Genomic DNA, 26,175 nt, shown 5'->3' on the forward strand with positions numbered 1-26,175 from the left:
CCGTTCTCCCTTAAAGCACGTTGCTGAGGCGGCCGTAGAGCAGTTCGTCCACGCCTTCGGCATAGATGTCGCCCTTGTCGTCCACTCGAAGCGTGTACTGCGGGAGGTTCTGCGTAGCCTGTCCCCACACCTGCAGCCCGCCCGCCTCGGCATCAAAGCGTGAATAGTGGCCAGGGCAGTTGAAAGTGTTGTCCGAGGCACTGTAGGAAAGCAGGAAGCCCTTGTGCGGGCAGATTGTGGTGAAGCCCACTATGTCGCCATCCGGTCCCGCGCCGCCCGGCACTGGCTTGCTGAGCTTCAACAGCACGCCCGGCGCATTCTCGTCGGGATAGGACACGTCGAGCGGCTCGTTCGGCTTGAGATCCTTGATGTTACCCAAACGATTGCTCGGATAATCTACGCGCGCGAGCGGCGAGTTCGCCTTCGCCGGAGCCCCAGCCACCACAGTGACAACGCTTGCCGCCGCGGCGATACTGCCACCACGAAGGAACTGCCGCCGACCGATGTCGACGAGCTTATTGCAACGATTTGTCATTGAAAGCCTCCCCAGAGTTGATCTTGTTATTGCCCTGGGAAGAGCGCGCACCGTGCCATGTTGCGACGCGAGATTGTGTGTCAATTTGCTGCGAATTAGATGACGGCATTGCAGCATAGTCCGGAAATCCGGACTCAGGCACCTGGATGGGTCCGATTTTCCGGATTACCGGGTATGTTCAACCCTCAAGCGTTTCATCTTGTCGAATAGTGTCGACCGCGAAACATCGAGCAGTCGCGCTGCTTCATCGACACGCCCTTCGGTTCGTTCGAGGGCCGACCGAATGTGTTGCCGCTCTACCCGTTCCCGCATCGATGCAAGGGTGGCGAAATCGGCAGGGCTGATCGAAGGTGGCGTCAGGTCCGGGAACAACTGCCCTTTTCCAATCCAAGTACCGTCGGCTAGGGCGACGGCACGCTCGACCCGGTTCTTCAACTCGCGGACATTCCCCGGCCAAGCATGAACGAGCGCCATCTCGATGGCTTCCTGGTGAAAGCCCGCAACATGGCGCCCGAATGCCGCAGAGAACTGCGCCCGAAACAGATCCAGGAGGGCGCGCACATCTTCCGGCCGTTCCCTGAGAGGCGGGATCAGAATGTCGATGACGCGAATGCGGAACAATAAATCAGCGCGAAAACGCCCATGGCGAACGGCGCTATCCAGATCAATGTTCGTCGCACATACGATGCGGGCGTGGCACTGAAGCTCGCTCTCGCCACCCAGCCTTTGAAAGCGGCGCGTCTCGATCAACCTAAGTAACTTCGCCTGAAGGCCCATCGGCATTTCCCCGATTTCGTCCAGGAAGAGCACACCGCTTCCGGCCCGTTCCACATAGCCGAGATGCCGTGTAGCGGCACCCGTGAAGGCGCCGCGCTCATGCCCAAACAGCTCGCTTTCCAGCAAATCTGCAGGGATTGCAGCACAGTTTACCGCCACAAACGGGCCTTCTGCCCGCTCCGACTCAGCATGCAGGAAGCGAGCGGCCACTTCCTTGCCGACACCACTTTCGCCCGACAACAGAACGGTCGATTCAATGTCAGCGACGCGGCGTAACGTCTGTTCAACTTGCGCCATGGCAGATGACTGACCGAGCACTTGTTCGGTCTCCATACGGCCTTGCAGGAGCGAGGAGACCTTGTCGAGAAAGTCCGTCATCGCGAAGGGCTTGGCCACATAATCGGCGGCGCCCGCTCGCATCAAGCGGACGGCCTGATCAACTTGGGCAAAGCCCGTAATGAAGATGAATGGAAGGCCTGGCTTCTCGGGAATGAGTCTGCTGAATAACGCTTCACCGCTCATATCCGGCAGTCGAATATCGCAGACGACGAGGTCTGGCGTATCAGCCCGTGCCCCAGAAACCGCCGTCTGGCCCGTTTTCCACCAAGTGACTGCGTAGCCTTCAAGATCAAGTCGATGGGCGATCGACTCACCCATTATCGGGTCGTCTTCAACCAACCCGATGCGCGCGCGTGGCGACATGTGTTTCCTCCCGCTCTTCACCTAGCGGCACCGTCAGTTCTATGACGGCGCCTTGGCTGGGGCCCGATTGCAGGGTCATTTTTGCGTCAAGTCTGGCAGCAAGCCTGCCAACCGTCCAGAGGCCAAGTCCCCTACCGTCTGGGGCATTGGCACCAGAGGCGCCAATTGTGACGGCCTGGTGAGCTGCCTCCGGCAATCCAGGGCCTTCATCCTCAACGATGAGCGTGAACTGGTCCTGGGCAGCCACGGCGTAAAACTTAATGGTGCTGCTCTGAGGGGACGCGGCACACGCATTGAGCAGAAGGTTAAGGGCAATTTGCCGAACCGCGGAGGCGTCAACCGGAATGACGGCCTCGATCTCGTTACGCCATTCCAGATTGATCTGTTTGGCACCGATCTCGTGCTGGATAAGGAAAGGGAGATCATCCAGGTCGACCTTGGTAAGACCTAAGCCCGCGGGTGCCTTGTAGGTCACCAGCGCCGCGCGGACGACATTTTGGATACCCGCCAAGCCCCTTTTCAGGAGGTCGATCGTGCGCCGTCGGACACTCTCCTTGTCACCATGGACATCAAGGGTATCCACTGCATTCATGAGACCACCGAGGGGGTTATTCACCTCATGAGCCATCCCTGAGGCCAACCGCCCCAACATCGCCATTTTTTCTTGATTGGCCAGCTCGGCGGCTAACGCTTCACGTTCAGCCTGCCCTCGGATCATGGCGTTAAAGCGATGATAAAGTTCCTCGTACTCGGCGGGTGCGCGCGCAAATTCACGCTCCGAAATCAGCTCAGGATGCCCTGTTGTCGCTGCTGTCAGATGTTGCTGAATGACGGAGAGAGGTGACACCATTCGGCGCACCAGGATATATCCGGCCAAGCTGAAGATCGCGGCCAGACCAGTATTGACCAGGATCAATGTCCATAGGACCTCATTTCGAACAGCGAGGATTTCGCTGATATCGAGCTCGGCAAGCACGGTGCCGATTCTGAAATTCTCCTGATCTATCGGCCGAACGGCCCAAGCTCTCCCCTTATCTTCATCGAGCGTCAGTGATCGCGCGATCTTCACCAAAGGAGCGAGGTGCTGTGGAAGCACAGACGATACCGGAAACTGCTCGGGTTCAGACGCGGCCAGGACCTGGTCGTTTGGCAGCAGGACCACAACGAAGAGGGTTTTGACGGAGCCATACTGGCGACGAGCCCGATCGAGGCTATCGAAAGTCTCCCACACATCCTGTCGCAGCAGGCCGGGCGTCACCGCGGTCGACACCCCGTCCATAAAGGCGGTAGCAAGGCTCCGCAGCGAAGCTTCCTGCTCGTCCGCCAACCGCGACAGAACGACCTGAGAGATGACCACGGCAACTACGACGGTCAGGACGGCAACAGACACTGGCACTTTTATCGCCAGGGGTAGGTTGTCGAATATCCTGTAGAGGCGCCGCATCAGCCGCCCTTACGCTGGACAAGCTCATATTTGGCCGCAATTCCCGCATAGGTCGTTTCCGGCTCCACAGCGAAGCCATCGAGCTGAAGCATGCTGAGAACATTCCGTCCGGTCTCATTCTTGGAGATCGACACGAGTGCATCGGCGAGCTTCTCAATCTCCTCTGTATCCAGATTGGTACGCAGGCAGGCGATGGGTGGAAAACCTAGCTCTTCAGACCTTCGCAGAACCTTGGTCTGGGAAACTAGTTCCGGCTCTCTGGCACTCATGACATCCCAGACATAGCCGTCGACACTCCCACTTTGAGCCAGACCAGAGGCAACCGCGCGAATGACATTGCGATGCCCATAGGTAAAGAAGGTCTTGGAGAAGAATGTACCGGGCGTGAGTTCGCTTTGTGCCAAAAGAGCCGCTGTCACGAGATATCCTGAATTGCTGTCCGGATCGGAGAACGCATGGATGTCGCCCCGCAAGTCCTCCCAGCGCGTGATCCCGCGGTTGGCAGGCACAATGATGTACGACTCATAGAGTGGTTGTTTCCGATACAGGGGGACGGCAACAAGAGCCAATCTGTCAACATGCTGAACGAAGGGGAAGCCGCAGATCCACGCAGCATCCAACTCTCCTGACAGGAGCAGTGCCGTTATCTCCTGATAGGTTCGTCGCTTCACCAGGGAGACCGGGCGACTCATAGCTTCCGATAGATATGCCTCCAACTCATTTAGCAGCTCGATATCTGAGTCGAGGAAGACAGGCGTCAGGCCGAAACTAAAGGGTTCTTGTGCTGTGGCAGGCACGGAAAATGGCAACGCTTGAGCCAAGCCCATTCCTGCAATCGCTTTGACCAGTGTTCGTCTCTTCATCGGCGTGATCCCTTCGATCATCGCAAGGTCAGACTACCGTGGCCTCTTCGCGCAACTCGATCTTCAGCCGCTCCATCTTCGATACGACCTGATGAATCTCAGGCCGCTTGCCGAAACGCGGTTCATCGACGATGGAACCGATACTGATGAATCCGAGGAAAATCTCATCCTCGCCGATTTGCAAGCTCGCCATCACATTTCGGTCGGCACAGCGTGCGCCGCTCAAGATAATCGCGCCATACCCGAGGAAATGTGCGGCCACGAGGACAAGCTGCATGGCGGCACCCGCCGATGCCAGTTGCTCGACGGCCGGAACCGTCGGGTGATTAGCTATCGGACGCGCGACGAAAGCCAACAGCACGGGAGGTCGCACCGCCTTCTCGCGCTCCCGCTCGATCTCGGCAGCAGAGAGCTCGGACTGGCTGCGTCGCTTCCCGTCGATGAAGAGCTGCGCCAATTGGGGGCGTGCCTCATTCCCGATCTCAATCAACCGCCACGGGCGCAAGGCACCGTGATCGGGCGCCGTGGTGGCGGCCTCATAGATCGACAGCAGTTCGGCAGCAGATGGGCCTGGCGCCCCGAGCCGCTTTACGGCGACTGAATGGCGTGCAAGCAGCGCTTCCATGCACGAGTTCGGCACAGCGATTCTCCTCCCAGCCAGTCCCGCACAGCGCAGCATGCCGTCTCGAAACTGTTACAGTCGTCGCCTTGACAAGCGATCTTCATTTCTATGATTATGGAAATATGAAAGCTACGCAAGCAATATCAGCGCTGTCCGCTTTGGCGCAGGAAACTCGCCTGGGCGTGTTCCGGCTATTGGTCCAACGACTGCCGGATCAGGTCTCGGCGGGTGACATCGCCCTCAAATTCGATGTTCCGCCGAGCACCATGTCGTCCCATTTGGCGATTTTGACGCGGGCCGGACTCACACGGTCCGAGCGGCAGGGACGCACCATTTTCTATTCGGCTGACCTGGATGGCGTCAAAGGCCTGCTGGAATTCCTGGTCAGAGATTGCTGCAAAGGCAAGGCAACCGAGTGCAACAAGCTCCTGCAAGCCGTGTTGCCGTCATGCTGCCCGTAATCAGATACGGGGTGCCGTTGCACAGAAACAGTGAGATCGATCTGGAGGGAGAACGCGTTTGAACTCCCTAAAGCAGAAAAGAGGCATAGCTGCGTTCGGCAGCGGCGCTATAATTGGCACCCTCGGGGGTTTGGTTGGCTTGGGCGGCGCCGAATTCCGCCTGCCTGTCCTTATCGCTTTCTTCCGCTTCGCTGCGCTGGAAGCCGTCATTCTCAACAAGGCCACTAGCCTGGTCGTTGTTGCCAGCGCGCTGCCGTTTCGCATGTGGACAATCCCTTTTGCCGCTGTCGCCGCCCAATGGGAGGTGATCGTCAATCTTTTGGCTGGAAGCCTATTGGGGGCATGGGTAGGCGCAAGTTGGGCAACGAGGCTAAAGTCGGGGCAGCTCTACCGCATCATCTCCATCCTATTGCTCGTCATCGCACTCGTCCTCGCCTTTAGCCATGAAGCCTCCGGTCAAGGTCATGCTGTGTCTGCTGGCGTGCCACAAATGGTGATCGGCGTGACGGCGGGATTTGCCATCGGCGCGATCGCCTCGTTGCTTGGCGTCGCTGGAGGCGAACTACTGATCCCCACCCTGGTTCTTCTTTACGGACTCGATATCAAACTGGCTGGCAGCCTTTCACTGGTCATCAGCCTGCCGACCATGATTGTCGGTTTTACGCGCTATAGCAAAGATGCGAGTTTCTCGGTGATTAGCCGGAACTGGTCGTTCCTGATCGTCATGGCCATCGGGTCAATTGTAGGGACGTTTGTCGGCGCGCTTCTTCTGAAGGTCATACCGAGCAGCTTCATCATACCGGGCCTGGTCGCCATCCTCATCATATCCGCCATCAAAATGTGGCGGCACAGATAGCTTCCAAAGCTCACCACCACTGCTCAAAGCCGGAGACGCTCCAAAGTGAACCTTTTCGAACGCTACCTGACCCTCTGGGTCGCCCTGTGCATCGCGGTCGGCATTGCTCTCGGCCACATCTTTCCGGCCGTGTTCCAGGCAATAGGCGCGGCAGAAATCGCCAAGGTCAATCTACCCGTGGCGGTGCTCATCTGGCTCATGATCATTCCAATGCTGATGAAGATCGATTTCGCCGCGTTGGGTCGGGTCAAAGAACATTGGCGGGGTATCGGCGTCACCCTCTTCATCAATTGGGCCATTAAGCCGTTTTCGATGGCGCTACTGGGGTGGGTGTTCATTGGGTGGTTGTTCCGACCCTACCTTCCAGGCGAGCAGATCGACAGCTATGTCGCGGGTCTTATTCTCCTGGCGGCGGCTCCTTGCACAGCGATGGTGTTCGTTTGGAGCAATCTATCGGACGGCGAGCCACATTTCACCTTGAGCCAGGTGGCACTCAACGATGTGATCATGGTGATCGCCTTTGCGCCGATCGTTGGCCTCCTCCTGGGCCTGTCCGCGATCACCGTCCCCTGGGATACCCTTCTTCTGTCGGTGGGCCTCTACATCGTTGTCCCGGTCGTCGTGGCACAAGTCGCGCGCCGCATCCTTCGCGCCGCCGGAGAAGAAGCATTTGGTCGCGCCATTCACGCCCTGCAGCCACTCTCGCTCGTCGCGCTTCTGACGACATTGGTGCTGCTGTTTGGTTTTCAGGGGGAACAGATTATCGCCCAGCCGATCATCATCGCGTTGCTGGCGGTCCCGATTTTGATCCAGGTGTACTTCAATGCGGGCCTTGCATATTTGCTCAATCGCTGGACCGGAGAGGCTCACTGCGTCGCGGGGCCGTCTGCCCTGATCGGGGCGAGCAACTTCTTTGAGCTGGCCGTGGCCGCTGCCATTAGCCTCTTTGGCTTTCATTCCGGCGCGGCATTGGCAACGGTCGTCGGTGTGCTGATCGAAGTCCCAGTCATGCTGTCGGTCGTCAAGATCGTGAATTCCAGCAAGAGCTGGTACGAATCTGGCGGAGCCGTCAGGCGAAATGGCCTGTCTTCTCCGCCGAAGCACTAAGCCTTTGTTGAGGAGTCAGCTCGGCAACAGCCATCGCCCTGGCCCTGACGTTCAAGCTGGATGGGAGGACATGGGATCGAACCATAGGAGCAGAACACGCAGCAATGGCCCGGCTGCGGCTTCAAGAGAGCGTGGCAACCTTCGCATTCGTAGAAGAACTGACAGGCGTTCGTGGGCATGGTCTCCACCTTGCGGTGGCCGCACTGAGGACAGGTAATCTCAGAATGAAGTTCGGGCTGCATGATATCCGTGCGCGAATTTCTACGTGGAAGATCCAGCGCCAAGGTGCGGGTGCCAACTCTCATCCTGAGTGAGCCACGCCACCATTTCACGCACCAACTATTTCTTGCGCCGTTTGGATCGCGATTACTGAGCGCCTCAACGCAGGGATAGGCTTCTGGTGCCAATCGGTGGCAGTGCCAGTGTGAAGAGCCAGCAGGCTGCCAGCATCGCGGCTGAACCCGCGAGGCAGGCCTCTAGGCCGCCCCAGCCGTACAGCAATCCCGAAAGCAGCGTCCCCAAAAAGCGGCCTGCTGCGTTTGCGGCGTAGTAGAACCCGACATCCTCGGCGGCCTTCTCCGATCCCGCATAGGCAAGGACAAGATAGGAATGAATCGACGAATTCACGGCAAAGGCGATTCCGAAGAGCACAAGACCAAGCACGACGGGACCGTCTGGATGCAGCAAGAGCCAGGACGCCGAAGATCCAAGCGGCTCCGGCCAGGCCGCGATCAGTGCGGCCTCATTGCGGCCCAGAACCAGCCAAATGACCATCAACGTCGGGATAGCCGCCAGGATAAGTGACCACCATCTGGCGGCTGAGATGCCTGTATGATGACTGCCATCACCGCGTCGAACAATAGCTGGCGCGCCCGCCTGCACCACGCCATAGCCAATGGTCCACAGGGCAAGGAAAGTGCCGACCATCGTGAAGGTCCAGCCTGTGGAGTAAAGGAAGACTGGCAACCCAACGACAAACCAGACATCGCGCGCGCCGAACAGGAAGACACGTGCCGCTGCCAGCAGATTGACGCCGCGGCCCTTGGAGAAGAACTCGCGGGCTGAACGGGAAGCCTGCGTTTTGCCGAGCTTTGGTGGCAATGACAGAAGGACACCCAGCAGCACGACGGCCAATGCCGCCGCCATCGCCCAAAGTGCTCCACGAAATCCAAGAAATTCGAGCAGGACGCCGCCAAGGAAGAAGCCGAAGCCCTTCATCGCGTTCTTGCTTCCGGTGAACCATGCCACCCATCGGAAGAGCTTCCCCGCGGCGTCTCCTGCTGTGAGCTTAATAGCGGACTTACTGGCCGTCTTGGTCAGATCCTTTGCAACACCGCAGATGCCTTGGGCCGCGACCACCCACGCCACGGAGGCGAGCGCGCTCCAGTCGGGCATCAGCGCCGACATCATCAAAAAGCCCGCTATCTGAGTCGCCAATCCAACCATCAGCATCCGAGGGATGCCAAAATGAGTAGCCAGCCAGCCGCCAATCAAGTTGGCAAGGATGCCCGCCGCCTCATAGAGCAGGAACAGAAATGCCAATGTCAGAGGCGAATAGCCGAGGCGAAAGAAGTGCAACAGCACCAGCATCCGAAGCGCGCCATCCGTGAGCGTGAAACCCCAATAGGCCAGTGTGACAATCGCGTAATTGCGCGTAGCGGCAGAGGCGCTTGGTGCCGACAATGACGCCGTCATGCTGTTTAGAGTCCCGCTTTCTCAAGAATGCAGGCCAAGTCGACCATGCGGCAGGCATAACCCATCTCATTGTCGTACCAGGCGTATACCTTGAGCATGGTGCCATCGGTCACGAGCGTCGAAAGGCCATCAATGATGCTGCTGCGGGTATCGTGCGCGTAGTCGACCGAAACCAAGGGTCGATCTTCGTAACCGAGAATGCCAGCAAGTGGCCCCGATGCAGCAGCCTTGAAGAGACCATTGATTTCGTCTGCGGTCGTTTCCCGATTGAGCTCGAAGACGCAGTCCGTGAGGCTGGCATTCAGCACGGGCGCCCGCACAGCATGGCCGTTTAGCTTTCCCTTCAAATCAGGATAGATGAGGGCAATGGCCGTCGCACTTCCCGTTGTCGTCGGCTGCAAGGACAGCATGGCGCTTCTGGCGCGCCGGAGGTCCTTGTGCGGCGCATCGGTCACGACATTGGTATTGGTTGGATCGTGAATGGTCGTGATCTGCCCATGCCGAATGCCGATCGCCTCATGGACCACCTTCACCACGGGTGCGAGGCAGTTGGTGGTGCAGGAAGCGGCCGTGACGATTGGGTACTTCGCCGGGTCATACAGATGGTCATTGACGCCGACGACTACGTTTAGAACGCCTTCGACCTTGACCGGAGCTGCTACGACGACCCGCTTGGCGCCACGATCCAGATGTCCTTGCAAGACCGCAGGTGTCAGGAACTTGCCTGTGCATTCCAGAACCAGATCGACCCCGAGATCACCCCATGGAATAGCGCCCGGCTCGCCCTCGGACGAGAACCCGACTTGGCGGCTACCGATGCGAATGGCCTTGTGCCCATCTGTGGAGATATCGGCCCCACGCCAACGCCCCTGAACGCTATCGAATTCCAAGAGGTGAGCGGTGGCCGCTGCACCTCCCTTGATCTCGTTCACATGGACGATCTCAAGGCCATTGCCTTTGCGGGGATCGTCTTCCGGCCGTTCTGCGGCCCCGAGAGCCGCACGAAACGCTAGGCGCCCGATCCGGCCCATGCCGCTGATACCAACGCGCATCAGATATCACCTTGTCCCAGCGGCGCTTTGCGAGAGAACATGAGGATCGGCCAGATCGTCGAGCCTCGACTTCAAGGACATCCTGTTTAGCGAGTTCAGCGGCAGATTGATGAAGATCTCCAGGCGTCGGCGAAGTCCGGCATAGATTTCGTTGATGAGTGTCGTGCGTTCGATGGCGCTGCCCGTGAACTTCGACGGATCAGGTAAGGGCCATGCCCCCGTTACAACACTGACACCAAAATCCGGGCAAACCTGACCAGCGACGATATCGCAGAGCGCGATCACAAAGTCGATTTGCGGGGCATCCGGTTTGACGAACTCATCCCATGATTTGGAGCGGAGCCCGGAAACGTCATGGCCCAGCGCCTTGAGCTGCGCCAGAACTTCTGGCATCGGCCCTTCTGTGGCTGGCTCCGATCCCGCCGAATAGGCACGGAACCGTGACCCGCCGATTTTCTGAAGGATCGCCTCCGCCATGATCGAGCGGGCGGAGTTGCGCGTGCATAGAAAGAGGACATTGAAAGGATCGGGTTGCATGGCAGTAGCCTCCGAGGTCAGAGAGTCGAGAAATCGGCTGAGTTCCAGATTGCGGCCCTGGTCGAACCCACAGCACGCCTTGGCGAGAAAGGCGAGCAGATCGCGAAGCCGCGCCATATGAGCGGCGTAGACCAGGCTGCGACCATGCCGCTGGACAACGATCAGTTCCGCTTGTTCCAGAGCGCGGAGATGAAAGGAGAGGGTTGACGGGGCAATGCCGAGTTGATCGGCAATCTCACCCGCAGCCAAACCCGTCGCGCCTGCAGCCAGGAGCGTCTGCAGCAGATCAAGACGCGTTGTTTGTCCGAGCGCCGTAAAGCCACTGGCGATGCTGTCGTTTTCCATATTTCCGGTATAATTGAAATGAAAGAGCGTGTGTATGAAACTACGGTTACATCAGGCTGTAACCCTCGATGCGCTCCCTTTTGCTGCCGTCAGCAGCCATCGACAGCAACAACGCCAGAGCCGTGTTCGGGACGGGTATGAATTGTGCCGGATTGTGCCATGGGCTATCGCCATGAATCTCAGCTTGTCGTATGGTGTCGCAGAAATGCCCATTTTTACTGGATTTATTGGCGCTCTTCGTGGCACAAACCTTGGCACAGATTTGGCACATTGCCGTCCGACAAAGTGCGACAAGCAGCGACACGTAGCGATCTTAAATGATTGAAAATACTGGATTTATGAATGTTACCAGTGCGACGCCTTGCCCTCCGAAGGCAAAGGTCGTACGTTCGAATCGTATCGGGTGCGCCAATCTTTTCAAATAGTTAGGACCACAACCGCCCCAGCATTGCACAGCGGGTGGATTGGTTGCGTCGGCGGTTAAAGCCCCTTACATATATCCGGATAAGGGCGCATGCCGCGCCGGGCTTGGAGAGGCTTGATGGGGCAACCGTCCAATAGCGTGGCGGCGTTGCAAGCGGTCTGGATGGCGCTGGGCGGGGGCGCTGCCCCGGAACGGGACCTGCTCGACCCGCGGCGCCTCAAAGCCCTGCTGCCTTATCTCTACATCGCCGAGTTCGAGGACGAGCCGTTTCGCGTGCGTTACCGGCTGACCGGAACGGCGGTGGATGAATGGCTGGGCGTCAGCATCGTCGGGCATTATCTCGACGAGTTCCTGGCCGTGGAACCGCGGGCACCCATCCGGCATATCATCGAATGTTACCGCCGCGCCTGGCGCACGGGCGAGGCGGTGATCGACAGCTATCCGTGGCCCAACCAGGCCGGCATCGAAATGGACGTGCGCTTCGGCCTGTTTCCGCTGAAGGTGAACGGCATCATCCGCCAATGCCTGGCCATCGAGGAATACACCGCCTTTCCCGAGCGCATCGACATCATGCCCTGGGAGCTGCCGCAGCCGACCGGCTGAACAACGCCATCATGTCATAGGATCACCATGTATTCCGACCAGGAAATCATCGCGCTCGGCGAGGCCGTGCTGGCGCGCAGCCTGCCCAAGGCGGCTTGGACCCATGCCGCGCATTGCGCGGCCTGTATCTATCTGCTGCGGGAGAGGCGCGACATCGATGTGGCGGTCGAACTGCCCGGCATCATCTGGCGCTATAACGAAGTTTCCGGCACGGCGAACACCGATGCGGATGGCTATCACGAGACCATCACGCGCTTCTACATCGCCGCCGTCAAAGCCTATCTGGCACAGGTTCCGGCGGGCCGAGCTCTGAGCGAAATCGTGGCCGGCTTCATGGCGAGCCCCTTGGGAGCCCGCGACCTGCCGCTCAAATTCTGGAGCAAGGAACGGCTGATGTCGGTCGAAGCGCGGCGGGTCTGGGTTGCCCCGGACCGCGCCGCGCTCGACTTCAAACCTTTGCTCAGCACTGTGAGCTGATCAGCGCCTCTAGGCAGCGCGAATCTGCGCCAGGAAGGCGTCGACCTGACCGCGCAGCTTTTCGGCCTGCTGGCCGAGGCTTTCGGCAGCCGCCTTGACCCCGTCGGCAGCTGCGCCGGTGGCATCGGCCTCGTTCGTCACACCGGCGATATTTTCGGAGACGTCGCGCGTGCGCGCCGCCGCCTGCTGGGTGTTGCGTGTGATCTCCTGCGTGGCGGCGCCCTGTTCGGTCACCGACGAGGCGATAGCCGAAGCAATCGAGTTCACTTCGGCGATCGTGCCGCCGATGCGCTTGATGGCGCCGACCGCTTCACCGGTCACGTTCTGCACCGCTGTGATCTGCGCCGAGATATCCTCAGTCGCCTTGGCCGTCTGGTTGGCGAGCGACTTCACTTCCGAGGCTACCACGGCAAAGCCCTTGCCCGCTTCACCCGCGCGCGCTGCTTCGATGGTCGCGTTGAGTGCGAGCAGGTTGGTCTGGCCAGCGATGTCGTTGATGAGGCCGACGACTTCGCCAATCTTGCCGGCGATCTCGACAAGGCTCTGCACGGTGCGATCGGTTTCGCGCGTTTCGGCAACGGCGCGACCGGCGATTTCCGCGGCGGTCGACACCTGGCGGCTGATTTCGTTGATCGAAGCGCTCAGTTCTTCGGACGCCGCCGCCACCGTTTCCACATTCGAGGAAGCCTCGGACGAGGCATTGGCGACGATACGAACCTGCTGGTTGCTGCGCTCGGCCGCCTGCGACATGCCGTTCGATGTATCGAGCATCTGCCGCGAGGCCTGGCCCAGCGCATCAAGGGCGGTTTTGACGTCGGTTTCGAAGCGCAGGATATTGGCTTCGATCGTCTGCTGGCGCAGCCGCTCCTGCTCATGCTGCTGCTTCTGCTCCTGTTCGAAGCGCGCCTTGTCGACGGCGTTCTGCTTGAAGGTACCGAGCGCACCGGCCAGCGCGCCGATTTCATCCTGGCGACCGGGGAACGCCGCCTCGCCGGTCAGGTCACCGGAAGCCACCTGCAGCATCGCGTCGCGGATGATGTGCAAGGGGCGCACGACGCGGCGACCGATGAGGACGCTGGCACCGATTGCCAGAAGGATGGCGGCGGCGAGCAGGGTGAGTTTGACGACGAGGCTCTGCACGGCATCGGTATATGCCTGCTCCGCATGCTGCTTGGCGCCTTCGAGCGCACCTTCGGCCACCTTGAGCAGCGCCGAGAGGCGCCCGACGGTGAGTTCCGTCCATTGGTCGATATCCATGGACGGCGCCTGGCCGTTGGTAAGCGCGTCCATCAACCCGTCTCGGGTAGCGATATAGGCAGCGTCAAAATAGTCTTGCTTGGCTGCGGCGATCGCATCGGTGAGTATTTGAGGCAGCACAACGCCATAGGCCTGACTTTCGAGGGCACCCCAGGCAGCCTCCGAGCCGGCGACGGAATTGTGGTATTTGGCGAGCAGCTCGGGTGTCGTCTTGCCGGCGCCCATCGCATTCGAAACGAGCAGCGACGCGTCGCCGCCCAGATTGCGCACCATCCAGGCGAGCTGGCGCATGGCCAGCATCTGGTCGATGAAGGCGTCCTCATGCTTGACCGAAGCCGTCAGACTCTGCGAGGTGGCGTCCAGATTGTTGATGAGATCGGTCGCGACCTTCTTGAACTGCGCCGAAAGATCAGCCGGGCGTTCCGCTTTCGGCTTCTGCGCGGCGTCGCGCGATTCCGGGTGCAGCTTCTCGAGTGTCGCGGCCAGCGATTGCAGCTGGGGCAGCAGCTTGCCCTTGTCCGGATAGTCGAGGTCGGGCAGCAATTGCAGCGCCGAGCTAAGCGCCGGCACTTCCGCCCCACGATACTTGTCGAGAGCCGCGAGGGCCTTGTCGTTGATCGGCGCGTCGGTATCGAGACCGCGCAGCGTGGTCGAGCGGTCGGTGCGCAGATTATGCATCGCCTGGAAGGCGAAGGTTGCGGCTTCCGCCGCCTTGGAAATGCGCGCAGAAGCGTCGACACGTTGCCAGGATTGCCAGGCACCGACCGCCAGCATGAGCGTCACGATGCCTGCCAGAATGATGACGACGGATTTCAGAACTGCGTTTACCGACAGACGATCGAGCATCTTGCCTCTCCTGGACTCAGGTTTCCTTGGCCAAGACATCGCAGGCGCATGTTAAGAATCGGTTATCGCGGCGCAACAAACACGCCCGGCATGATTCTCGAGAGCGACTAAGATTCGATTTTCCTAAATTGCCAGCAACCCTTGCTGTAAGCGGCGGCGTCTGGCGCACGCATCACAGGGAAACGGCACGCCGGCTTGCGCCGGCGTGCCGTTTCGATGCGAGATCAACCGATGCCGAGGCCGATGATCAGGCCCGGCTTTGACCCTTGCGGTGCTGCTTCTTCGGCTTGCCGCTGCCCTCGAATTTGGGTTTGTCGAACTTGGGCCTATCGGAATTTGGCCTGTCGGATTTTGACCTGTCAGATTTCGGGCCATCAAACTTCGGCTTGTCGAACTTGGATTTGCCGAATTTCGGCTTGTCGAATTTGGGGCGGTCGTATTTGGGCCGGTCGCCCGAGCGCTCGTCCAGCGTGGCGTGGGCGAATTTCGGGTTGTTGGAGCGGCGGCCTTCGAAGGCCGGCCGCTCGGAAGAACGCTCGTCACGCCGGAACGGTTTCCTGTCGTCGCTCGGACGCGCGAAACCTTCGCTGCGCTTGGCAACAAAGGGGCGCGGCTTGTCGCCCTCGTATTTGCGCGGGGGACGCGCCGAGGCGCCCTCGTCTCCAGAGGGAGACTCACGGGTAAGGCGATCGGCGTTCGAGCGACCGCGATCCTTTTCGAACGGCGTCGTCGGCTGGATCTTCACTTCCTGGTCGCCGGACTTCTCCACCGCGTCCATGAAGCGCTGGGCGACATCGGCGGCGATTTCGAACTTGGTTTCGCGGTCGAAGATCTTGATGAAGCCGATCTCGCGCTTGGTGATGTGGCCGCGGCGGCAGATGAGCGGAATGAGCCATTTCGGGTCGGCATTGTTCTCGCGGCCCACATCAAGGCGGAACCAGGAGACGGGGCCGCCCTCGCTTCGGTCACTGCCCCCTCGGTCACTACGGGCGCCATCGTCGCGGCGCTTGCGCTCGCCACGCTCTTCGTAGCGCTCCTGGCGCAGATCCGCCGGGCCGCTGTCGAACATATCCTCGGGCGCCGGCAGGCGCGACCGGTAGAAGCGGATGAGGGCGGCGGCGATTTCCTCTGCCGGACGACCCTGCTCCTGATAACTGGCTAGCAGGGCTTGCGCGAGGACCAGATCCTCGGGCGTCGCCGGTTCCTTGATGGCCGGGTCTTCCAGCATGCGCTCCTGGTCGCGGGCACGGATTTCCTCGGCCTTGGGCGGGTCCTGCCAGATCGCCTTGATGCTGGCGTCGGCCAGCAGGCGTTCGAGATGACGGCGGCGCGGGAACGGCACGATGAGCGCGCAGATGCCCTTGCGGCCGGCGCGGCCGGTGCGGCCCGAACGGTGCAGCAAGGTGGCCTTCTCACGCGGCAGATCGGCATGGATCACGAGGCTGAGATCCGGGAGATCGAGACCGCGCGCGGCGACGTCGGTGGCGACACAGACGCGGGCGCGGCCGTCGCGCAAGGCCTGCAGCGCATGGGTCCGTTCCGACTGGCTGAGCTCGCCCGAGAGGGCCACGGTCGAAAAGCCGCGCTCGGACAGGCTGGCATGGAGATGCCGGACCGCTTCGCGCGTGTGGCAGAAAATGAGCGCCGCGCGCGCTTCATAGAAGCGCAGCAGATTGACGATGGCATGGTCCGTGTCGGTCGGCGCAACGCGGACAGCGCGGTATTCGATGTCGCCATGGGCCTGGTTGCGCACCTGGGTGTCGATGCGCAGGGCATCCTGCTGGTAGTCGCGCGCGAGATTGGCGATTTCGCGGGCAATGGTGGCCGAGAACAGCAAGGTACGGCGCGATTTCGGCGTCGCGTCGAGAATGAATTCGAGATCCTCGCGGAAGCCGAGGTCCAGCATCTCGTCGGCTTCGTCGAGGACGACGGCCTTCAAGGCAGAGATGTCGAGGCGGCCACGTTCGAGATGGTCGCGCAGGCGTCCCGGGGTGCCGACGACGATATGGCAGCCCTGGCTGAGCAGGCGCTGCTCGGCGCGGGCATCCATGCCGCCGACACAGGAGACGACGCGGGCGCCGGCATCGGCATAGAGCCAGGAAAGTTCGGTATGCACCTGAACGGCAAGCTCGCGCGTCGGCGCAATGATGAGGGCCAGGGGTTCGGCTGCACGCTCGAAGCGCTCAGCATCGCCGAGCAGGGTCGCCGCCATGGCGAGGCCGAAAGCGACGGTCTTGCCGGAGCCGGTCTGGGCGGAGACGAGCAGGTCGCGGCCAGCGGCTTCGTCGGCCAGGACCGCGGATTGCACGGCAGTCGGTTCGTTATAGGCGCGCGCGGCCAAGGCTCGTTCGAGCGCGGGATTCGTCTTGGGGAAAGGCATGTCTGTCCGATCTGGGAAATGAGACGACCTTCTGAAGGTCATCTGGAAAAAAGGTGACGGGGCACCTCTTTTCCGGCCCATCCGACGATCCCTTGCCCCTAAATCGGCGTCTGGATCGATTTGCTGGATGTCTGGCCCGTGGCGGCGCGCCTATCGGTTAAGCGCGCTTGATACAGGAGACGGCCGCAAAACACCATGCTTCATTGGCGCAAAGGGCGCGGCACAATTGCGCATATCGGGAAAAACCGTTGCGAACGAGGGTCATAGCCTTGTCGCACAGACCGGATTCCGGGCAGAGTGTCGTCAGCCGACGCCAGAATCAGGACCAGCCATGCCGCGTGATCCCCGCTTCGACCCGCTCTTCGCGCCGCTCAAGATCGGCCCGGTGACGGCGCCCAACCGCTTCTACCAGGTGCCGCATTGCACTGGCATGGGCTTTGCGATGCCGGAAACCCTGGCGGCCATGCGTGCGATGAAGGCCGAGGGCGGCTGGGGCGTGGTGTGCACCGAATATTGCTCGATCGACGCATCGGCCGACGACCTGCCCTCGCCTTACGCGACACTCTGGGACCAGGGCGATGTGCGCAACATGGCCCGGATGACGGAAGGCGTGCACAAGCACGGATCGCTGGCGGGCGTTGAATTGTGGCATGGCGGCTTCCGCTCATCGAACCTCTTGAGCCGGGCGACGCCGATGGGGCCGGTGAGCCAGATGGCCGGCAAGGCACCGGTCCAGAGCCGGCGCATGGATCTGGCCGACATCCGCGACTATCGCCGCGCGCACAAGGCGGCGGCCCTTCGCGCGCGCGAGGCCGGGTTCGACATCGTCTATGTCTATGCCTCGCACGGCTATCTCATCGCCCAGTTCCTCAACCGGGACATCAACCGGCGCGACGACGGCTATGGCGGGTCGCTGGAGAACCGGGCGCGCATCTTGCGCGAATTGCTGGAGGAGACCAAGGAGGCGATCGGCGACAGATGCGCGGTGGCCGTGCGCATCGAGCTCGATGACGAGGTTTCGCCAGGATCAGATCCTACTGGCGAGAAACGCGCCCTCTTCGAGATGATCCGCGATCTCCCCGATCTCTTCGACGTCACCATCAGCGATTACGGTCAGGAGATGGGGGTCTCGCGCTTTCATGGGCAAGGCTCGCTGGAGCCGTTCCTCAAGGACGTGCGGCAATGGGTGGGAAAGCCGGTCGTGAGCGTCGGCCGCTACACGTCGCCGGAAGCGATGCTGGCGCTGGTGAAGTCCGGCACGCTCGACCTCATCGGTTCGGCAAGGCCATCGATTGCCGACCCGTTTTTGCCCAGGAAGATCGCCGAAGGGCGCAGCGACGACATCCGCGAATGCATCGGCTGCAACATCTGCTATGCGAGCGACATCCAGGGCGTGCCGCTGCGATGCACGCAGAACCCGACCATGGGTGAGGAATGGCGCCGGGACTGGCATCCGGAAATCGTGACCAAGGCCGCAAAGACCGCGAAGGTACTGGTGGTGGGCGCCGGGCCGGCGGGGCTCGAGGCGGCATTGACCTTGGGCCGCCAGGGACATGAGGTGATGCTGACGGAAGCTGCGCGTGAACTGGGCGGCCGCGTCATCACGGAAGCGAAACTGCCGGGCCTTCGGGAATGGATTCGTGTGCGCGATTACCGCGCGCACCAGATCGGCAAGCTCGACAATGTCAGCGTCTATCTGGAAAGCCACATGAGCGCCGAGGATGTGCGGGCGATTGGTGCCGCCCATGTGCTGGTCGCCACCGGCAGCCATTGGCGCAAGAACGGGCTGGGGCGCACGCATCTGGCACCGGTCGAAAGCTTTGCCGACCCGCGCACCTTGAGCGCCAACGAGATCATGGCCGGCAAGCGCCCGGAGGGGCCGATCGTCATCTTCGACGACGAAGGCTATATGATGGCAAGCGCGCTGGCCGAACTGCTGGCCAAGGAAGGTCGCGACGTCACTTATGTGGCCACGGCCGGGCTGGTGTCGGCCTGGTCCTTCTATACCAACGAGCAGCATCTCGTGCAGGCGCGCCTCATTGATTCCGGCGTCAAGATCATCGTCAGCCAGACGGTGGCCGCCTTGCGGCCGGGCAGCGCCTTGTTGAAATGCGTCTTCACCGGCAGCGCGCGGGAAATTCCTTGCGGCGGCTTCGTGCCGGTGACGTCGCGGGAACCCGACGACCAGCTCTGGCGCGATCTCTCGGAGGAGACCGGCTTTTCCGTGCAGCGGATCGGCGATTGCAAGGCGCCGGCCTTCATCGCCACGGCGGTGCATGACGGGCACCGCGCGGCGCGGGAATTGCTGGGCGTGGAAAGCGTCAAGCGCGACCGCGTCCTAGTCGAGGTGGCGCGGTGAGCGAGATCTATGTCGATGCCGATGCCTGCCCGGTGAAGGCGGAAATCCAGCGCGTCGCCGAGCGGCACGGGATCGTGACGCATATCGTCAGCAATAGCGGCTTCCGCCCGAGCGGCAATCCGCTCATGCGCAATGTGGTGGTGAGCGACAAGTTCGACGCCGCCGATGACTGGATCGTCGAGCGCATCCGGCCCGGCGATATCGTGGTGACGGCGGATATTCAGCTGGCCGATCGCTGCCTCAAGGCCGGCGCGCAGGTGCTGGGGATGACGGGGAAGCCCTTCACCGAAAACAGCATCGGCACGGCGCTGGCCATGCGCGAGCTTTCAAGCCAACTGCGCGATATGGGTGAGATCAAAGGCGGCGGGCCGAGCTTCACTGCCGCGGACCGGTCACGGTTTTTGAATGCGCTGGAGCTGGCGGTGCAAAAGACGAAGAAGGGTATTTAAGGCGTGCATATATTAAGAACAGAGATCAGCGACGATCGACTTTGATTCGTTGATTCTTGGCGACACTGGAGCATTCGACTCTAGTTGTCGGAGCTCATTTGTGGCAGCCACGCATTGATCACTCTTTGCAAGAGCTATGGCGAGCATCGGCCGCAAATCCGCATCGCCCGGCATTAACCCAATAGAAGCTTGGATATCGACGACAGCTTCTTGCCACTTTCCAGCCAGCCCCTCCAGATAGGCGAGATTCTTGTAGGTTATCCCGTCGCCGGGATTGATTGACACAGATGCTCGATACTCATCGATCGCTCCTAAAGTGTCGCCACCCATGAGCAACAAAGAGGCCCTCGCTTTGTGAGTTACCTCTCTTTCGGTGTTTGGCACATCTAGTGAGTCCATCAACCGAGAGCAAGCCGCGGTTCCCATCCCATCGCACTGGGTCCAAGCAAATTTCTCTTCTTGCGCCAGAGCCATCTCCGAACTGGCAAGTATCATCGCCGCCAAGCAGTAGACTATTGAGGGTCTCATTCACCGGCCGCAACAGTGAGTTTGACCGGCTGGCCGTGCGGCGTGTGCTCATAGGCGTGGATCCATTGCGCCTTGCGTTGCGCCAGTTCGGCGGGGTCTGTCAGCGTGTGCTCGGCGGAGAGTGCTTCCAGTGTGGTGAGTACGCATTGATAATAGGTGGCCGTGTCGTCCGGCGCACCTGCTGCCGCAGCGCGGCGCAGCTCGGCGCCGAGGGCTTCGGACCAGCGTGTCGCGGTGAAACGGCCCTGTTCGACCAACGCCGAGGCAAGCGCCACCGCCTGCGCCTGCCAGGGCTCGGCGAAGAGCGGGTCGCCGTCACGCGAGCGCAAGGGGGCCGGCGGTTCGATGCAGGCTTTAGGCGCGCTCAAGATAGCTCTCCCACAGATCGGCGAAGATGCGGTCGTTCTTGCCCTGCCCTTCCGGCCACAGATCGGCGGCGGCAAAGGAGACGGTGTAGAGATGCTGTGCGTCATGGCCGCCCCTGGCGCCGGAATCCGGCAGCAGGTGGTTGCCGCGATGCGCGTGGATGGTGCCGGACTTGCCCATGAGATAGGCGGGGAGCCGCGTATGCGCGTTGCCGGTGAGGATCTTGGCGCGCACCTTGTCGCCGGCCTTGAACACCGGCGGCTGCGCGGCCGGACGGCGGAAATCGCGCGTGATGGCCGAGATTTTGGCGACGTCGGCGGCCGTCATGGGCTTGCGCAAATCGGGCTTCGGACTGGTGGCGTGGCCGCTGGCGATCTCGGTGACGCTGGCGATGCCGGAATCGACCATCATCGCCGCATAGACCTGCATCCACTGATCGAAATAGGGCCGCTGGAGATAGTCGTCCGGCTGGATGAGTTCGCGCACATAGCGCCACCAATCGAGCGACCAGCCATCCGGCCCTTCCATCGCTTCATTGATGCCCCACATGCGCGCTTCCCATGTCGCATGGAAAGGCTGTTCGTCGGCATCCATGACGATGGGACCCTGGTTCGGAAGCCCACCCATATCGTGCACGCGCGGCATGGCTCAGGCTCCTGCCTTGAGGTTGCGGTCGGTGCCGATCATGGAATTCCTGGTAACGAGGGTGGCCAGCGCGTCCTCGTTCATGCCGTCGGTGCCGGCGGGCCGTTCGGGGACGACGAGATAGCGCAGTTCCGCCGTGCTGTCCCAGACGCGGATCTCGACATCATCGCCGAGCGCCACGCCGAATTCCTTGAGGACGCCGCGCGGGTCGCGCACAGCGCGGGCGCGGTATTCCTGCGACTTGTACCAGCCGGGCGACATGCCGAGCAGCGAGAACGGATAGCAGGAGCAGAGCGTGCAGACGACGAGGTTATGGATCTTTGGCGTGTTCTCGACCGCCACCAGATGGCCGGTGGCATGGCCCTGATAGCCGAACTCGGAAATGGCCGCCGTGCCGTCGGCCAGCAGCCGCGCCCTGAAAGCGGGATCGACCCAGGACTTTGCCACGACGCGCGCGCCACGCTTGGGGCCGATCTCCTCGGCATAGAGGTCGATCCAGGCGTCGATGGCGCCGCTGTCGACCATGCCCTTTTCCACCAGCAGGCTTTCCAGGGCCTTGACGCGCAAGGCCGGATCGCTCGGCAGCTCGCTATGGAGATGCTGGTGAATGTCGCTGATCTTCTTCGAATCGTAGCTGGTCATGGCGCCGCCGTCCTTGGATGAGGCTGGCATTATCGGCGGGACGCTGCTGGTTCGTCTAGAGATGATCGCGCAGTTTGAGCAGATCGATGAGAAACCGGTCGCGTTCGGCTTCCAGATTGGCGACCGACCGGCCGGCCGCTTCTTGCTCGATACCGTCGATGAGCATTTTCTTCACATCAGCGGTGAGCTGGACTTTGCCGAGACTTTGCCAACGCCGCTCCTGGCTGGGACCGAGATGGTCGAGATAGTGGCGGATGCCGCCGGCCCCACCGCCCAGATGATAGGTGAGATGCGTCCCCTGCACCGCCCAGCGCATGGCGGGGCCATGGATAAGGGCGGCGTCGATGTCGGCCACGTCCGCCACACCGCTCGCCACCAGATGCACCGCTTCCTGCCACAAGGCCGCACCGAGGCGGTTGGCGATGTGGCCCGGCACTTCGCGCTTCAGGCGGATCGTCTGCTTATGGAGCGCCCGGAAGAAAGCCTCGGCGCGATCAAGCACCGATGGCGACGTGCCGAACAATTCGACCAGGGGCATGAGATGCGGCGGATTGAACGGATGCGCCACGATGAAGCGGTCCCTATGCGCGCATCTGGCCGTCATGTCGCTCAGCAGCAGCGAGGAGGTGCTGGTGGCGATGACGACATCGGCCGGACAATGCCGGTCCATCTCCGCCAGCAGGTCGACCTTGAGATCGAGGCGTTCCGGCGCGGATTCGAGGACGAAGGTGGCACCGTCCAGGGCCGCGGCGAGATCGCCAGCGACGGTGACACTGCCACCAGCGTCGGCCCGTAATTCCAGCAACTGGCGGCGCAGACGTGCCACTGTTTCGGCAAGCTGTGCCCGGCGCGCAGGGTCGGGATCATAGGCCTTGACCGCGTGGCCGTGGGCGGCGAGGAGCGCTGCCCAGCTGGCGCCGATCAGGCCGCAGCCGATGACGGCTGCTTCTACGCGCGGCGCCATGTCAGTTGATCGGGGCCTGGCCGTAGCGCCGCTGGATCGCGTCGAAAGTGCCGTCGGCCTGCATGGCGGCGATGGCCGCGTTGATGCGGGGCATCATGGCGGCGGTATCCGGCACTTTCTTGCTGAGGCAGATGAAATAGGGCGAGGCGCGCATTTCGCTATAAGGCACCACTTTGCCGCTTTGATGCAAGGCGATGAAATCGATCGGCGCGCGGAAGGAATAGAGATGATCGAGGCGGTGGTTGATGAGCATGTCATAGGCCTGCTTGTCGCCGCTTACGGCAACATGGGGGACCTTGGCATCGTCTAGTTCGGCTTCGAGATTGTATCCTTTCACCACGCCGACCTTGCCGATACGCGCCTCGCTGATCTCAGCCAGGCTCGCGATCGGGTCCGGATTCTCGCCTGGCGCGTGGAAGATGCCCACCGACGTCTTGCCGATCGCCTCGGAGAAATGAAAGAGAGCGGCGCGATCCTCGCGATAGGAACAACTGCACAAGCCGTCGACTATGCCCTCGGACGCTTCGGCATAGCCGCGCTTCCAGGGCATGAAATGCGCTTCAAGACGCAGGCCGGCACGACGCCCGATTTCGGCGATGGCATCGACATCCGTTCCCTGCAGGCCATCGGCACCGGGACGTTCGATCTTGAGCGGTGGAAAATCATTGCAGGCAAGCACGACGCGGCGCTCTTCGGCCCGGCCGGCGTGGCCGCTGGCGAGGACGAAAGTCGTCACAAAGCCTGCCAAGATCCATGAAAGTGACGCTCGGAACATGTTCCCTACCCTGGCTTGGCAGGGCGCCGCATGAGCGACGCCGCCACCAATCCATCTAAAGCGCCAGGGATTAAGGAACAGATAACCCGGTGTTACACGGGTTTGCAGCCGGCAGCCGCCGACCCGGCAGTATTATCAACCAAGAGTCTTATGCAGGAACGCCACTGACCGCGACCAGGCAAGGTCCGCCGCCGCCTTATCGTAGCGTGCGGCATTGGTGTCGTTGTTGAAGGCGTGGTTGACGCCGTCATAGACATTGAGTTCGTAAGTCTTGCCCGCCGCCTTCAGCGCCGCTTCATAGGCGGCGATGCCGGCATTGATGCGTTCGTCGAGACCGGCATAGTGCAGCAGCAGCGGCGCCTTGATGCCGGCCACATCCTTGGCATCGGGCTGCATGCCGTAATAGGCGATAGCGGCGTCGAGCGTGGGGTCGGTTACCGCCAGGCGATTGACCAATCCGCCGCCCCAGCAGAAGCCGACCGCACCGACCTTGCCATTGCTGTCAGGGCGGGCGCGGAGTGCCGCGACGACGTTGCGGGCGGCTGCTTCCGTCGCCGCCTTGTCGAGGGCGCCGATCATCTCGCGCGCCTTGTCCTCATCCGCCGGTGTCCCGCCGGCCGTCGAGAGGAAGTCGGCACCGGCGGCGAGGAAGCCCTCCGCTGCCAGGCGGCGCGTCACGTCCTTGATGTGGGGGTTGAGGCCGCGATTTTCGTGGATGACCAGGACTGCCGGCCATTTCTCGCCGCTGCTGGGCTTGGCCAGGTAGACGTTGATGCCCTGGACCGCGACCGTCTCGGTCTTGATGCGGGGATCGCCCTCGGGCAGGAGGTCCGCCTTGGCGTAGTTGTTTTCGAGGACCGGCAGCAGGGCCAGGGCAGCGGCCGAGGAACCGGCCAGCAAGGTGAGCTTTTCCAGGAACTTGCGGCGATCCATTTCGCCATGGGTATAGCGGTCGAAAAGGTCGATTACGCGCTGGTTCATCGGTCTCTCTCCCTGGTTGCTTTGGCCTTCTTGAGGTATGGCGGTCGGGAAGATATAGGCGATGGTGGCGCGATATCCAGGCCGCCTGCCCCCTTAATTGATACGGGGCAAAGGGCCTGGAAGATCCCGGGAGGAGCCTATTTCGTCAGGATGAGTCGATGGTTGCGGGTGATGCGCAGACGATAGGCGGCGCCGTCGAAATCAATGATCGCCTCGCGCGCACCCTTGAGGATCGAATTGAGGGCGACGGTCTGCACGGCGCGGGCTGTTACCTCGCGCGGGCGGAGTTCGAGGCGGCGCTGCGGGGGCCGATGGTCGGAAATGGGCATCTGATCGACCGCTGCATTTGAATGGGCGGCGGAACGGTGAAAATCGAGTGCGTCTCTGTCCATGTTTCCACTCCTGCGACCGGTTTGGGGCATTTTGCGGCCTGTCAGGGCCGCGCCAGTTGCGAATAATTCGCAACAACTAAGCTGATAACAAATCCACCGATGCGCAGCAAGTGATAATTATTCGCATTTGCAGGGGATGCGACACTCTCACCGAACTGTGATATTGACAATCATTCGCAGAATACCAAATATACCCGGCACGCTCCTTTAGGGGCTCAATTGCCGGGTCGATGACCGATGTATGTCTGCATCTGCAATGGGTATCGCGACAGCGAGATTGAACAGACCGCCCGTGCCGGCGGCTTGACCAGCCCGCACGCTGTCTATGCAGCACTGGGCAGCGCGCCCTGCTGCGGCTCCTGCCTGCCGATGGCGCAGGAGATCATCGACGGGACGCATCAGAAGGCGTCGAACGACACCACGCCCCTGCCGCTCGCCGCGGAATAAAGCCGCCGCTCAATTTCCACAAAGCTGGATGCCCGGCCAGAAGGACCAGCGCCGGGCCCGGGCATGACGAGGCGGATCGGCGTGCCTCGGCAGCTCTCAGGAGCCGCCGCCCTCGCCCGCTTCATATTGCGACTGGATGTAATTCTGCAGGCCCATCTTCTCGAGGATTTCGAGATTGGTCTCGAGGAAGTCGATATGCTCTTCCTCGGATTCCAGGATGTCGGTCAGCAGTTCGCGTGAAACGAAATCGCCCACTTGCTCGCACAGCACGATGCCGGCCTTGAGGTCGGGATGGGCGATCATCTCCAGCTTCAGATCGCAGGCCAGAATCTCTTTCACATTCTCGCCGATCATCAGCTTGCCAAGATCCTGCAGATTGGGCAGGCCCTCGAGAAAGAGGATGCGCTCGATCAGCTTGTCGGCATGTTTCATCTCGTCGATCGATTCGTGATAGGTCACGTCGGCGAGTTTCTTCATGCCCCAGTTCTTGAGCATGCGGGCGTGGAGGAAGTACTGGTTGATGGCCGTCAGTTCGTTCTTCAGGACCTTATTGAGGATCTGAATGACCTTCTTGTCGCCCTTCATGGCCGGCCCCTTTGCATAGCTGGGTTCAGTAATATTGGTCCGTCAGCTTACATTCGGCC

Annotated in this window: 29 protein-coding genes; 8 read left to right on the plus strand and 21 right to left on the minus strand. The window is 61.2% G+C overall.

Annotated elements, in window-relative coordinates; all coding sequences use genetic code 11:
- Positions 1–10 precede the first annotated feature (10 nt).
- The 5 genes from ACE3OA_RS14225 to ACE3OA_RS14245 form a co-directional block, all read right to left on the minus strand.
- A complete protein-coding gene (locus ACE3OA_RS14225) occupies positions 11–535 on the minus strand; it encodes an arsenate reductase (azurin) small subunit (protein WP_374311783.1) in 525 nt (174 codons plus the stop codon).
- Positions 536–700: 165 nt separating this feature from the next.
- Positions 701–2,014: a sigma-54-dependent transcriptional regulator gene (locus tag ACE3OA_RS14230; protein WP_374311785.1), complete on the minus strand. Its 1,314-nt coding sequence runs from the start codon at positions 2,012–2,014 to the stop codon at positions 701–703.
- Positions 1,983–3,458: a sensor histidine kinase gene (locus tag ACE3OA_RS14235; RefSeq protein WP_374311787.1), complete on the minus strand. Its 1,476-nt coding sequence runs from the start codon at positions 3,456–3,458 to the stop codon at positions 1,983–1,985. Before ACE3OA_RS14235 ends, ACE3OA_RS14230 begins: the two co-directional genes overlap by 32 nt.
- Positions 3,458–4,342 (minus strand): PhnD/SsuA/transferrin family substrate-binding protein, encoded by an 885-nt coding sequence (locus ACE3OA_RS14240; protein WP_374311789.1) that lies wholly within the window; start codon positions 4,340–4,342, stop codon positions 3,458–3,460. Before ACE3OA_RS14240 ends, ACE3OA_RS14235 begins: the two co-directional genes overlap by 1 nt.
- A gap of 7 nt (positions 4,343–4,349) precedes the next feature.
- The gene (locus ACE3OA_RS14245; protein ID WP_374311791.1) at positions 4,350–4,946 is read right to left on the minus strand and encodes a nitroreductase; all 597 of its coding nucleotides are present in this window, start codon (positions 4,944–4,946) and stop codon (positions 4,350–4,352) included.
- A 119-nt stretch (positions 4,947–5,065) separates the two neighbouring features.
- On the opposite strand from ACE3OA_RS14245, the gene ACE3OA_RS14250 reads away from it, so the two are divergent.
- From ACE3OA_RS14250 to arsB, 3 genes are read left to right on the plus strand one after another with little or no spacing between them, the layout of a single operon-like run.
- Complete coding sequence (locus ACE3OA_RS14250) at positions 5,066–5,404, plus strand: ArsR/SmtB family transcription factor (protein ID WP_374311793.1); 339 nt, start codon at positions 5,066–5,068, stop codon at positions 5,402–5,404.
- 58 nt (positions 5,405–5,462) lie between these two features.
- Complete coding sequence (locus ACE3OA_RS14255; RefSeq protein ID WP_374311795.1) at positions 5,463–6,260, plus strand: sulfite exporter TauE/SafE family protein; 798 nt, start codon at positions 5,463–5,465, stop codon at positions 6,258–6,260.
- Positions 6,261–6,305: 45 nt separating this feature from the next.
- The gene (arsB, locus tag ACE3OA_RS14260; RefSeq protein WP_374311797.1) at positions 6,306–7,367 is read left to right on the plus strand and encodes an ACR3 family arsenite efflux transporter; all 1,062 of its coding nucleotides are present in this window, start codon (positions 6,306–6,308) and stop codon (positions 7,365–7,367) included.
- Here the strand turns inward: arsB and ACE3OA_RS14265 are convergent.
- The 5 genes from ACE3OA_RS14265 to ACE3OA_RS14285 form a co-directional block, all read right to left on the minus strand.
- Positions 7,364–7,609 (minus strand): GDCCVxC domain-containing (seleno)protein, encoded by a 246-nt coding sequence (locus ACE3OA_RS14265; RefSeq protein WP_374311799.1) that lies wholly within the window; start codon positions 7,607–7,609, stop codon positions 7,364–7,366. The two genes, arsB and ACE3OA_RS14265, sit on opposite strands and share 4 nt — an antisense overlap.
- A gap of 136 nt (positions 7,610–7,745) precedes the next feature.
- Positions 7,746–9,062 (minus strand): organoarsenical effux MFS transporter ArsJ, encoded by a 1,317-nt coding sequence (gene arsJ, locus ACE3OA_RS14270; protein ID WP_374311800.1) that lies wholly within the window; start codon positions 9,060–9,062, stop codon positions 7,746–7,748.
- 5 nt (positions 9,063–9,067) lie between these two features.
- On the minus strand, positions 9,068–10,114 hold the full coding sequence (locus ACE3OA_RS14275) for an ArsJ-associated glyceraldehyde-3-phosphate dehydrogenase (RefSeq protein ID WP_374311802.1): 1,047 nt from the start codon (positions 10,112–10,114) through the stop codon (positions 9,068–9,070).
- Between the two features lie 6 nt (positions 10,115–10,120).
- Complete coding sequence (locus ACE3OA_RS14280) at positions 10,121–10,996, minus strand: metalloregulator ArsR/SmtB family transcription factor (RefSeq protein ID WP_374311804.1); 876 nt, start codon at positions 10,994–10,996, stop codon at positions 10,121–10,123.
- Positions 10,997–11,042: 46 nt separating this feature from the next.
- A complete protein-coding gene (locus tag ACE3OA_RS14285) occupies positions 11,043–11,300 on the minus strand; it encodes a hypothetical protein (protein ID WP_374311806.1) in 258 nt (85 codons plus the stop codon).
- A gap of 237 nt (positions 11,301–11,537) precedes the next feature.
- Between ACE3OA_RS14285 and ACE3OA_RS14290 the strand changes: the two genes are divergently transcribed.
- Positions 11,538–12,023 carry a PAS domain-containing protein gene (locus ACE3OA_RS14290; protein ID WP_374311808.1) on the plus strand — a complete coding sequence of 162 codons (486 nt, stop codon included), beginning with the start codon at positions 11,538–11,540 and terminating at the stop codon, positions 12,021–12,023.
- 27 nt (positions 12,024–12,050) lie between these two features.
- Positions 12,051–12,500: a hypothetical protein gene (locus ACE3OA_RS14295; RefSeq protein WP_374311810.1), complete on the plus strand. Its 450-nt coding sequence runs from the start codon at positions 12,051–12,053 to the stop codon at positions 12,498–12,500.
- Positions 12,501–12,509: 9 nt separating this feature from the next.
- Here ACE3OA_RS14295 and ACE3OA_RS14300 read toward each other — a convergent pair whose 3' ends face one another.
- Together ACE3OA_RS14300 and ACE3OA_RS14305 are read right to left on the minus strand one after the other, a co-directional pair.
- The gene (locus ACE3OA_RS14300; protein WP_374311812.1) at positions 12,510–14,603 is read right to left on the minus strand and encodes a methyl-accepting chemotaxis protein; all 2,094 of its coding nucleotides are present in this window, start codon (positions 14,601–14,603) and stop codon (positions 12,510–12,512) included.
- Between the two features lie 247 nt (positions 14,604–14,850).
- Positions 14,851–16,983: a DEAD/DEAH box helicase gene (locus ACE3OA_RS14305; protein ID WP_374311814.1), complete on the minus strand. Its 2,133-nt coding sequence runs from the start codon at positions 16,981–16,983 to the stop codon at positions 14,851–14,853.
- Between the two features lie 331 nt (positions 16,984–17,314).
- On the opposite strand from ACE3OA_RS14305, the gene ACE3OA_RS14310 reads away from it, so the two are divergent.
- Positions 17,315–19,342: an FAD-dependent oxidoreductase gene (locus tag ACE3OA_RS14310; protein WP_374311816.1), complete on the plus strand. Its 2,028-nt coding sequence runs from the start codon at positions 17,315–17,317 to the stop codon at positions 19,340–19,342.
- A complete protein-coding gene (locus ACE3OA_RS14315) occupies positions 19,339–19,791 on the plus strand; it encodes a YaiI/YqxD family protein (RefSeq protein WP_374311818.1) in 453 nt (150 codons plus the stop codon). The genes ACE3OA_RS14310 and ACE3OA_RS14315 overlap by 4 nt, the downstream gene beginning before the upstream one ends.
- A 12-nt stretch (positions 19,792–19,803) precedes the next feature.
- Here the strand turns inward: ACE3OA_RS14315 and ACE3OA_RS14320 are convergent, their stop codons facing one another.
- The 8 genes from ACE3OA_RS14320 to hemP all read right to left on the minus strand — a co-directional run bounded on the left by ACE3OA_RS14320 (position 19,804) and on the right by hemP (position 25,084).
- Complete coding sequence (locus tag ACE3OA_RS14320) at positions 19,804–20,265, minus strand: tetratricopeptide repeat protein (RefSeq protein WP_374311820.1); 462 nt, start codon at positions 20,263–20,265, stop codon at positions 19,804–19,806.
- A gap of 50 nt (positions 20,266–20,315) precedes the next feature.
- Positions 20,316–20,687, minus strand: a complete 372-nt coding sequence (locus ACE3OA_RS14325; RefSeq protein WP_374311822.1) for a nitrile hydratase accessory protein — start codon at positions 20,685–20,687, stop codon at positions 20,316–20,318.
- Positions 20,674–21,330, minus strand: coding sequence for a nitrile hydratase subunit beta (gene nthB / locus ACE3OA_RS14330; RefSeq protein WP_374311824.1), 657 nt, complete (start codon positions 21,328–21,330; stop codon positions 20,674–20,676). The genes ACE3OA_RS14325 and nthB overlap by 14 nt, the downstream gene beginning before the upstream one ends.
- Positions 21,331–21,333: 3 nt before the next feature.
- Entirely contained in the window at positions 21,334–21,972 is a 639-nt protein-coding gene (nthA, locus tag ACE3OA_RS14335) for a nitrile hydratase subunit alpha (protein WP_374311826.1), read from the minus strand.
- A gap of 55 nt (positions 21,973–22,027) precedes the next feature.
- A complete protein-coding gene (locus ACE3OA_RS14340) occupies positions 22,028–22,936 on the minus strand; it encodes a 3-hydroxyacyl-CoA dehydrogenase NAD-binding domain-containing protein (protein ID WP_374311828.1) in 909 nt (302 codons plus the stop codon).
- A gap of 1 nt (position 22,937) precedes the next feature.
- A complete protein-coding gene (locus ACE3OA_RS14345; RefSeq protein WP_374311830.1) occupies positions 22,938–23,672 on the minus strand; it encodes a substrate-binding periplasmic protein in 735 nt (244 codons plus the stop codon).
- A gap of 174 nt (positions 23,673–23,846) precedes the next feature.
- Positions 23,847–24,692 carry a dienelactone hydrolase family protein gene (locus ACE3OA_RS14350; protein ID WP_374311832.1) on the minus strand — a complete coding sequence of 282 codons (846 nt, stop codon included), beginning with the start codon at positions 24,690–24,692 and terminating at the stop codon, positions 23,847–23,849.
- A gap of 137 nt (positions 24,693–24,829) precedes the next feature.
- Positions 24,830–25,084 (minus strand): hemin uptake protein HemP, encoded by a 255-nt coding sequence (gene hemP, locus ACE3OA_RS14355; RefSeq protein ID WP_374311834.1) that lies wholly within the window; start codon positions 25,082–25,084, stop codon positions 24,830–24,832.
- A gap of 237 nt (positions 25,085–25,321) precedes the next feature.
- Between hemP and ACE3OA_RS14360 the strand changes: the two genes are divergently transcribed.
- Positions 25,322–25,531, plus strand: a complete 210-nt coding sequence (locus ACE3OA_RS14360; protein ID WP_374311836.1) for a bacterioferritin-associated ferredoxin — start codon at positions 25,322–25,324, stop codon at positions 25,529–25,531.
- Between the two features lie 96 nt (positions 25,532–25,627).
- On the opposite strand, the gene bfr is transcribed toward ACE3OA_RS14360, so the two are convergent.
- Entirely contained in the window at positions 25,628–26,116 is a 489-nt protein-coding gene (gene bfr / locus ACE3OA_RS14365) for a bacterioferritin (RefSeq protein ID WP_374311838.1), read from the minus strand.
- Between the last annotated feature and the right edge of the window lie 59 nt (positions 26,117–26,175).

The sequence above is a fragment of the Dongia sp. genome (assembly GCF_041906375.1).
Classification (GTDB): domain Bacteria; phylum Pseudomonadota; class Alphaproteobacteria; order Dongiales; family Dongiaceae; genus Dongia.

Coding starts and splice junctions, on each gene's coding strand:
- ACE3OA_RS14225 (WP_374311783.1), bottom strand. CDS start 535: ATGACAAATCGTTGCAATAAGCTCGTCGACATCGGTCGGCGGCAGTTC.
- ACE3OA_RS14230 (WP_374311785.1), bottom strand. CDS start 2,014: ATGTCGCCACGCGCGCGCATCGGGTTGGTTGAAGACGACCCGATAATG.
- ACE3OA_RS14235 (WP_374311787.1), bottom strand. CDS start 3,458: ATGCGGCGCCTCTACAGGATATTCGACAACCTACCCCTGGCGATAAAA.
- ACE3OA_RS14240 (WP_374311789.1), bottom strand. CDS start 4,342: ATGATCGAAGGGATCACGCCGATGAAGAGACGAACACTGGTCAAAGCG.
- ACE3OA_RS14245 (WP_374311791.1), bottom strand. CDS start 4,946: ATGGAAGCGCTGCTTGCACGCCATTCAGTCGCCGTAAAGCGGCTCGGG.
- ACE3OA_RS14250 (WP_374311793.1), top strand. CDS start 5,066: ATGAAAGCTACGCAAGCAATATCAGCGCTGTCCGCTTTGGCGCAGGAA.
- ACE3OA_RS14265 (WP_374311799.1), bottom strand. CDS start 7,609: ATGCAGCCCGAACTTCATTCTGAGATTACCTGTCCTCAGTGCGGCCAC.
- arsJ (WP_374311800.1), bottom strand. CDS start 9,062: ATGACGGCGTCATTGTCGGCACCAAGCGCCTCTGCCGCTACGCGCAAT.
- ACE3OA_RS14275 (WP_374311802.1), bottom strand. CDS start 10,114: ATGCGCGTTGGTATCAGCGGCATGGGCCGGATCGGGCGCCTAGCGTTT.
- ACE3OA_RS14280 (WP_374311804.1), bottom strand. CDS start 10,996: ATGGAAAACGACAGCATCGCCAGTGGCTTTACGGCGCTCGGACAAACA.
- ACE3OA_RS14290 (WP_374311808.1), top strand. CDS start 11,538: ATGGGGCAACCGTCCAATAGCGTGGCGGCGTTGCAAGCGGTCTGGATG.
- ACE3OA_RS14295 (WP_374311810.1), top strand. CDS start 12,051: ATGTATTCCGACCAGGAAATCATCGCGCTCGGCGAGGCCGTGCTGGCG.
- ACE3OA_RS14300 (WP_374311812.1), bottom strand. CDS start 14,603: ATGCTCGATCGTCTGTCGGTAAACGCAGTTCTGAAATCCGTCGTCATC.
- ACE3OA_RS14305 (WP_374311814.1), bottom strand. CDS start 16,983: ATGCCTTTCCCCAAGACGAATCCCGCGCTCGAACGAGCCTTGGCCGCG.
- ACE3OA_RS14310 (WP_374311816.1), top strand. CDS start 17,315: ATGCCGCGTGATCCCCGCTTCGACCCGCTCTTCGCGCCGCTCAAGATC.
- ACE3OA_RS14320 (WP_374311820.1), bottom strand. CDS start 20,265: ATGGCTCTGGCGCAAGAAGAGAAATTTGCTTGGACCCAGTGCGATGGG.
- nthB (WP_374311824.1), bottom strand. CDS start 21,330: ATGCCGCGCGTGCACGATATGGGTGGGCTTCCGAACCAGGGTCCCATC.
- nthA (WP_374311826.1), bottom strand. CDS start 21,972: ATGACCAGCTACGATTCGAAGAAGATCAGCGACATTCACCAGCATCTC.
- ACE3OA_RS14340 (WP_374311828.1), bottom strand. CDS start 22,936: ATGGCGCCGCGCGTAGAAGCAGCCGTCATCGGCTGCGGCCTGATCGGC.
- ACE3OA_RS14350 (WP_374311832.1), bottom strand. CDS start 24,692: ATGAACCAGCGCGTAATCGACCTTTTCGACCGCTATACCCATGGCGAA.
- hemP (WP_374311834.1), bottom strand. CDS start 25,084: ATGGACAGAGACGCACTCGATTTTCACCGTTCCGCCGCCCATTCAAAT.
- ACE3OA_RS14360 (WP_374311836.1), top strand. CDS start 25,322: ATGTATGTCTGCATCTGCAATGGGTATCGCGACAGCGAGATTGAACAG.
- bfr (WP_374311838.1), bottom strand. CDS start 26,116: ATGAAGGGCGACAAGAAGGTCATTCAGATCCTCAATAAGGTCCTGAAG.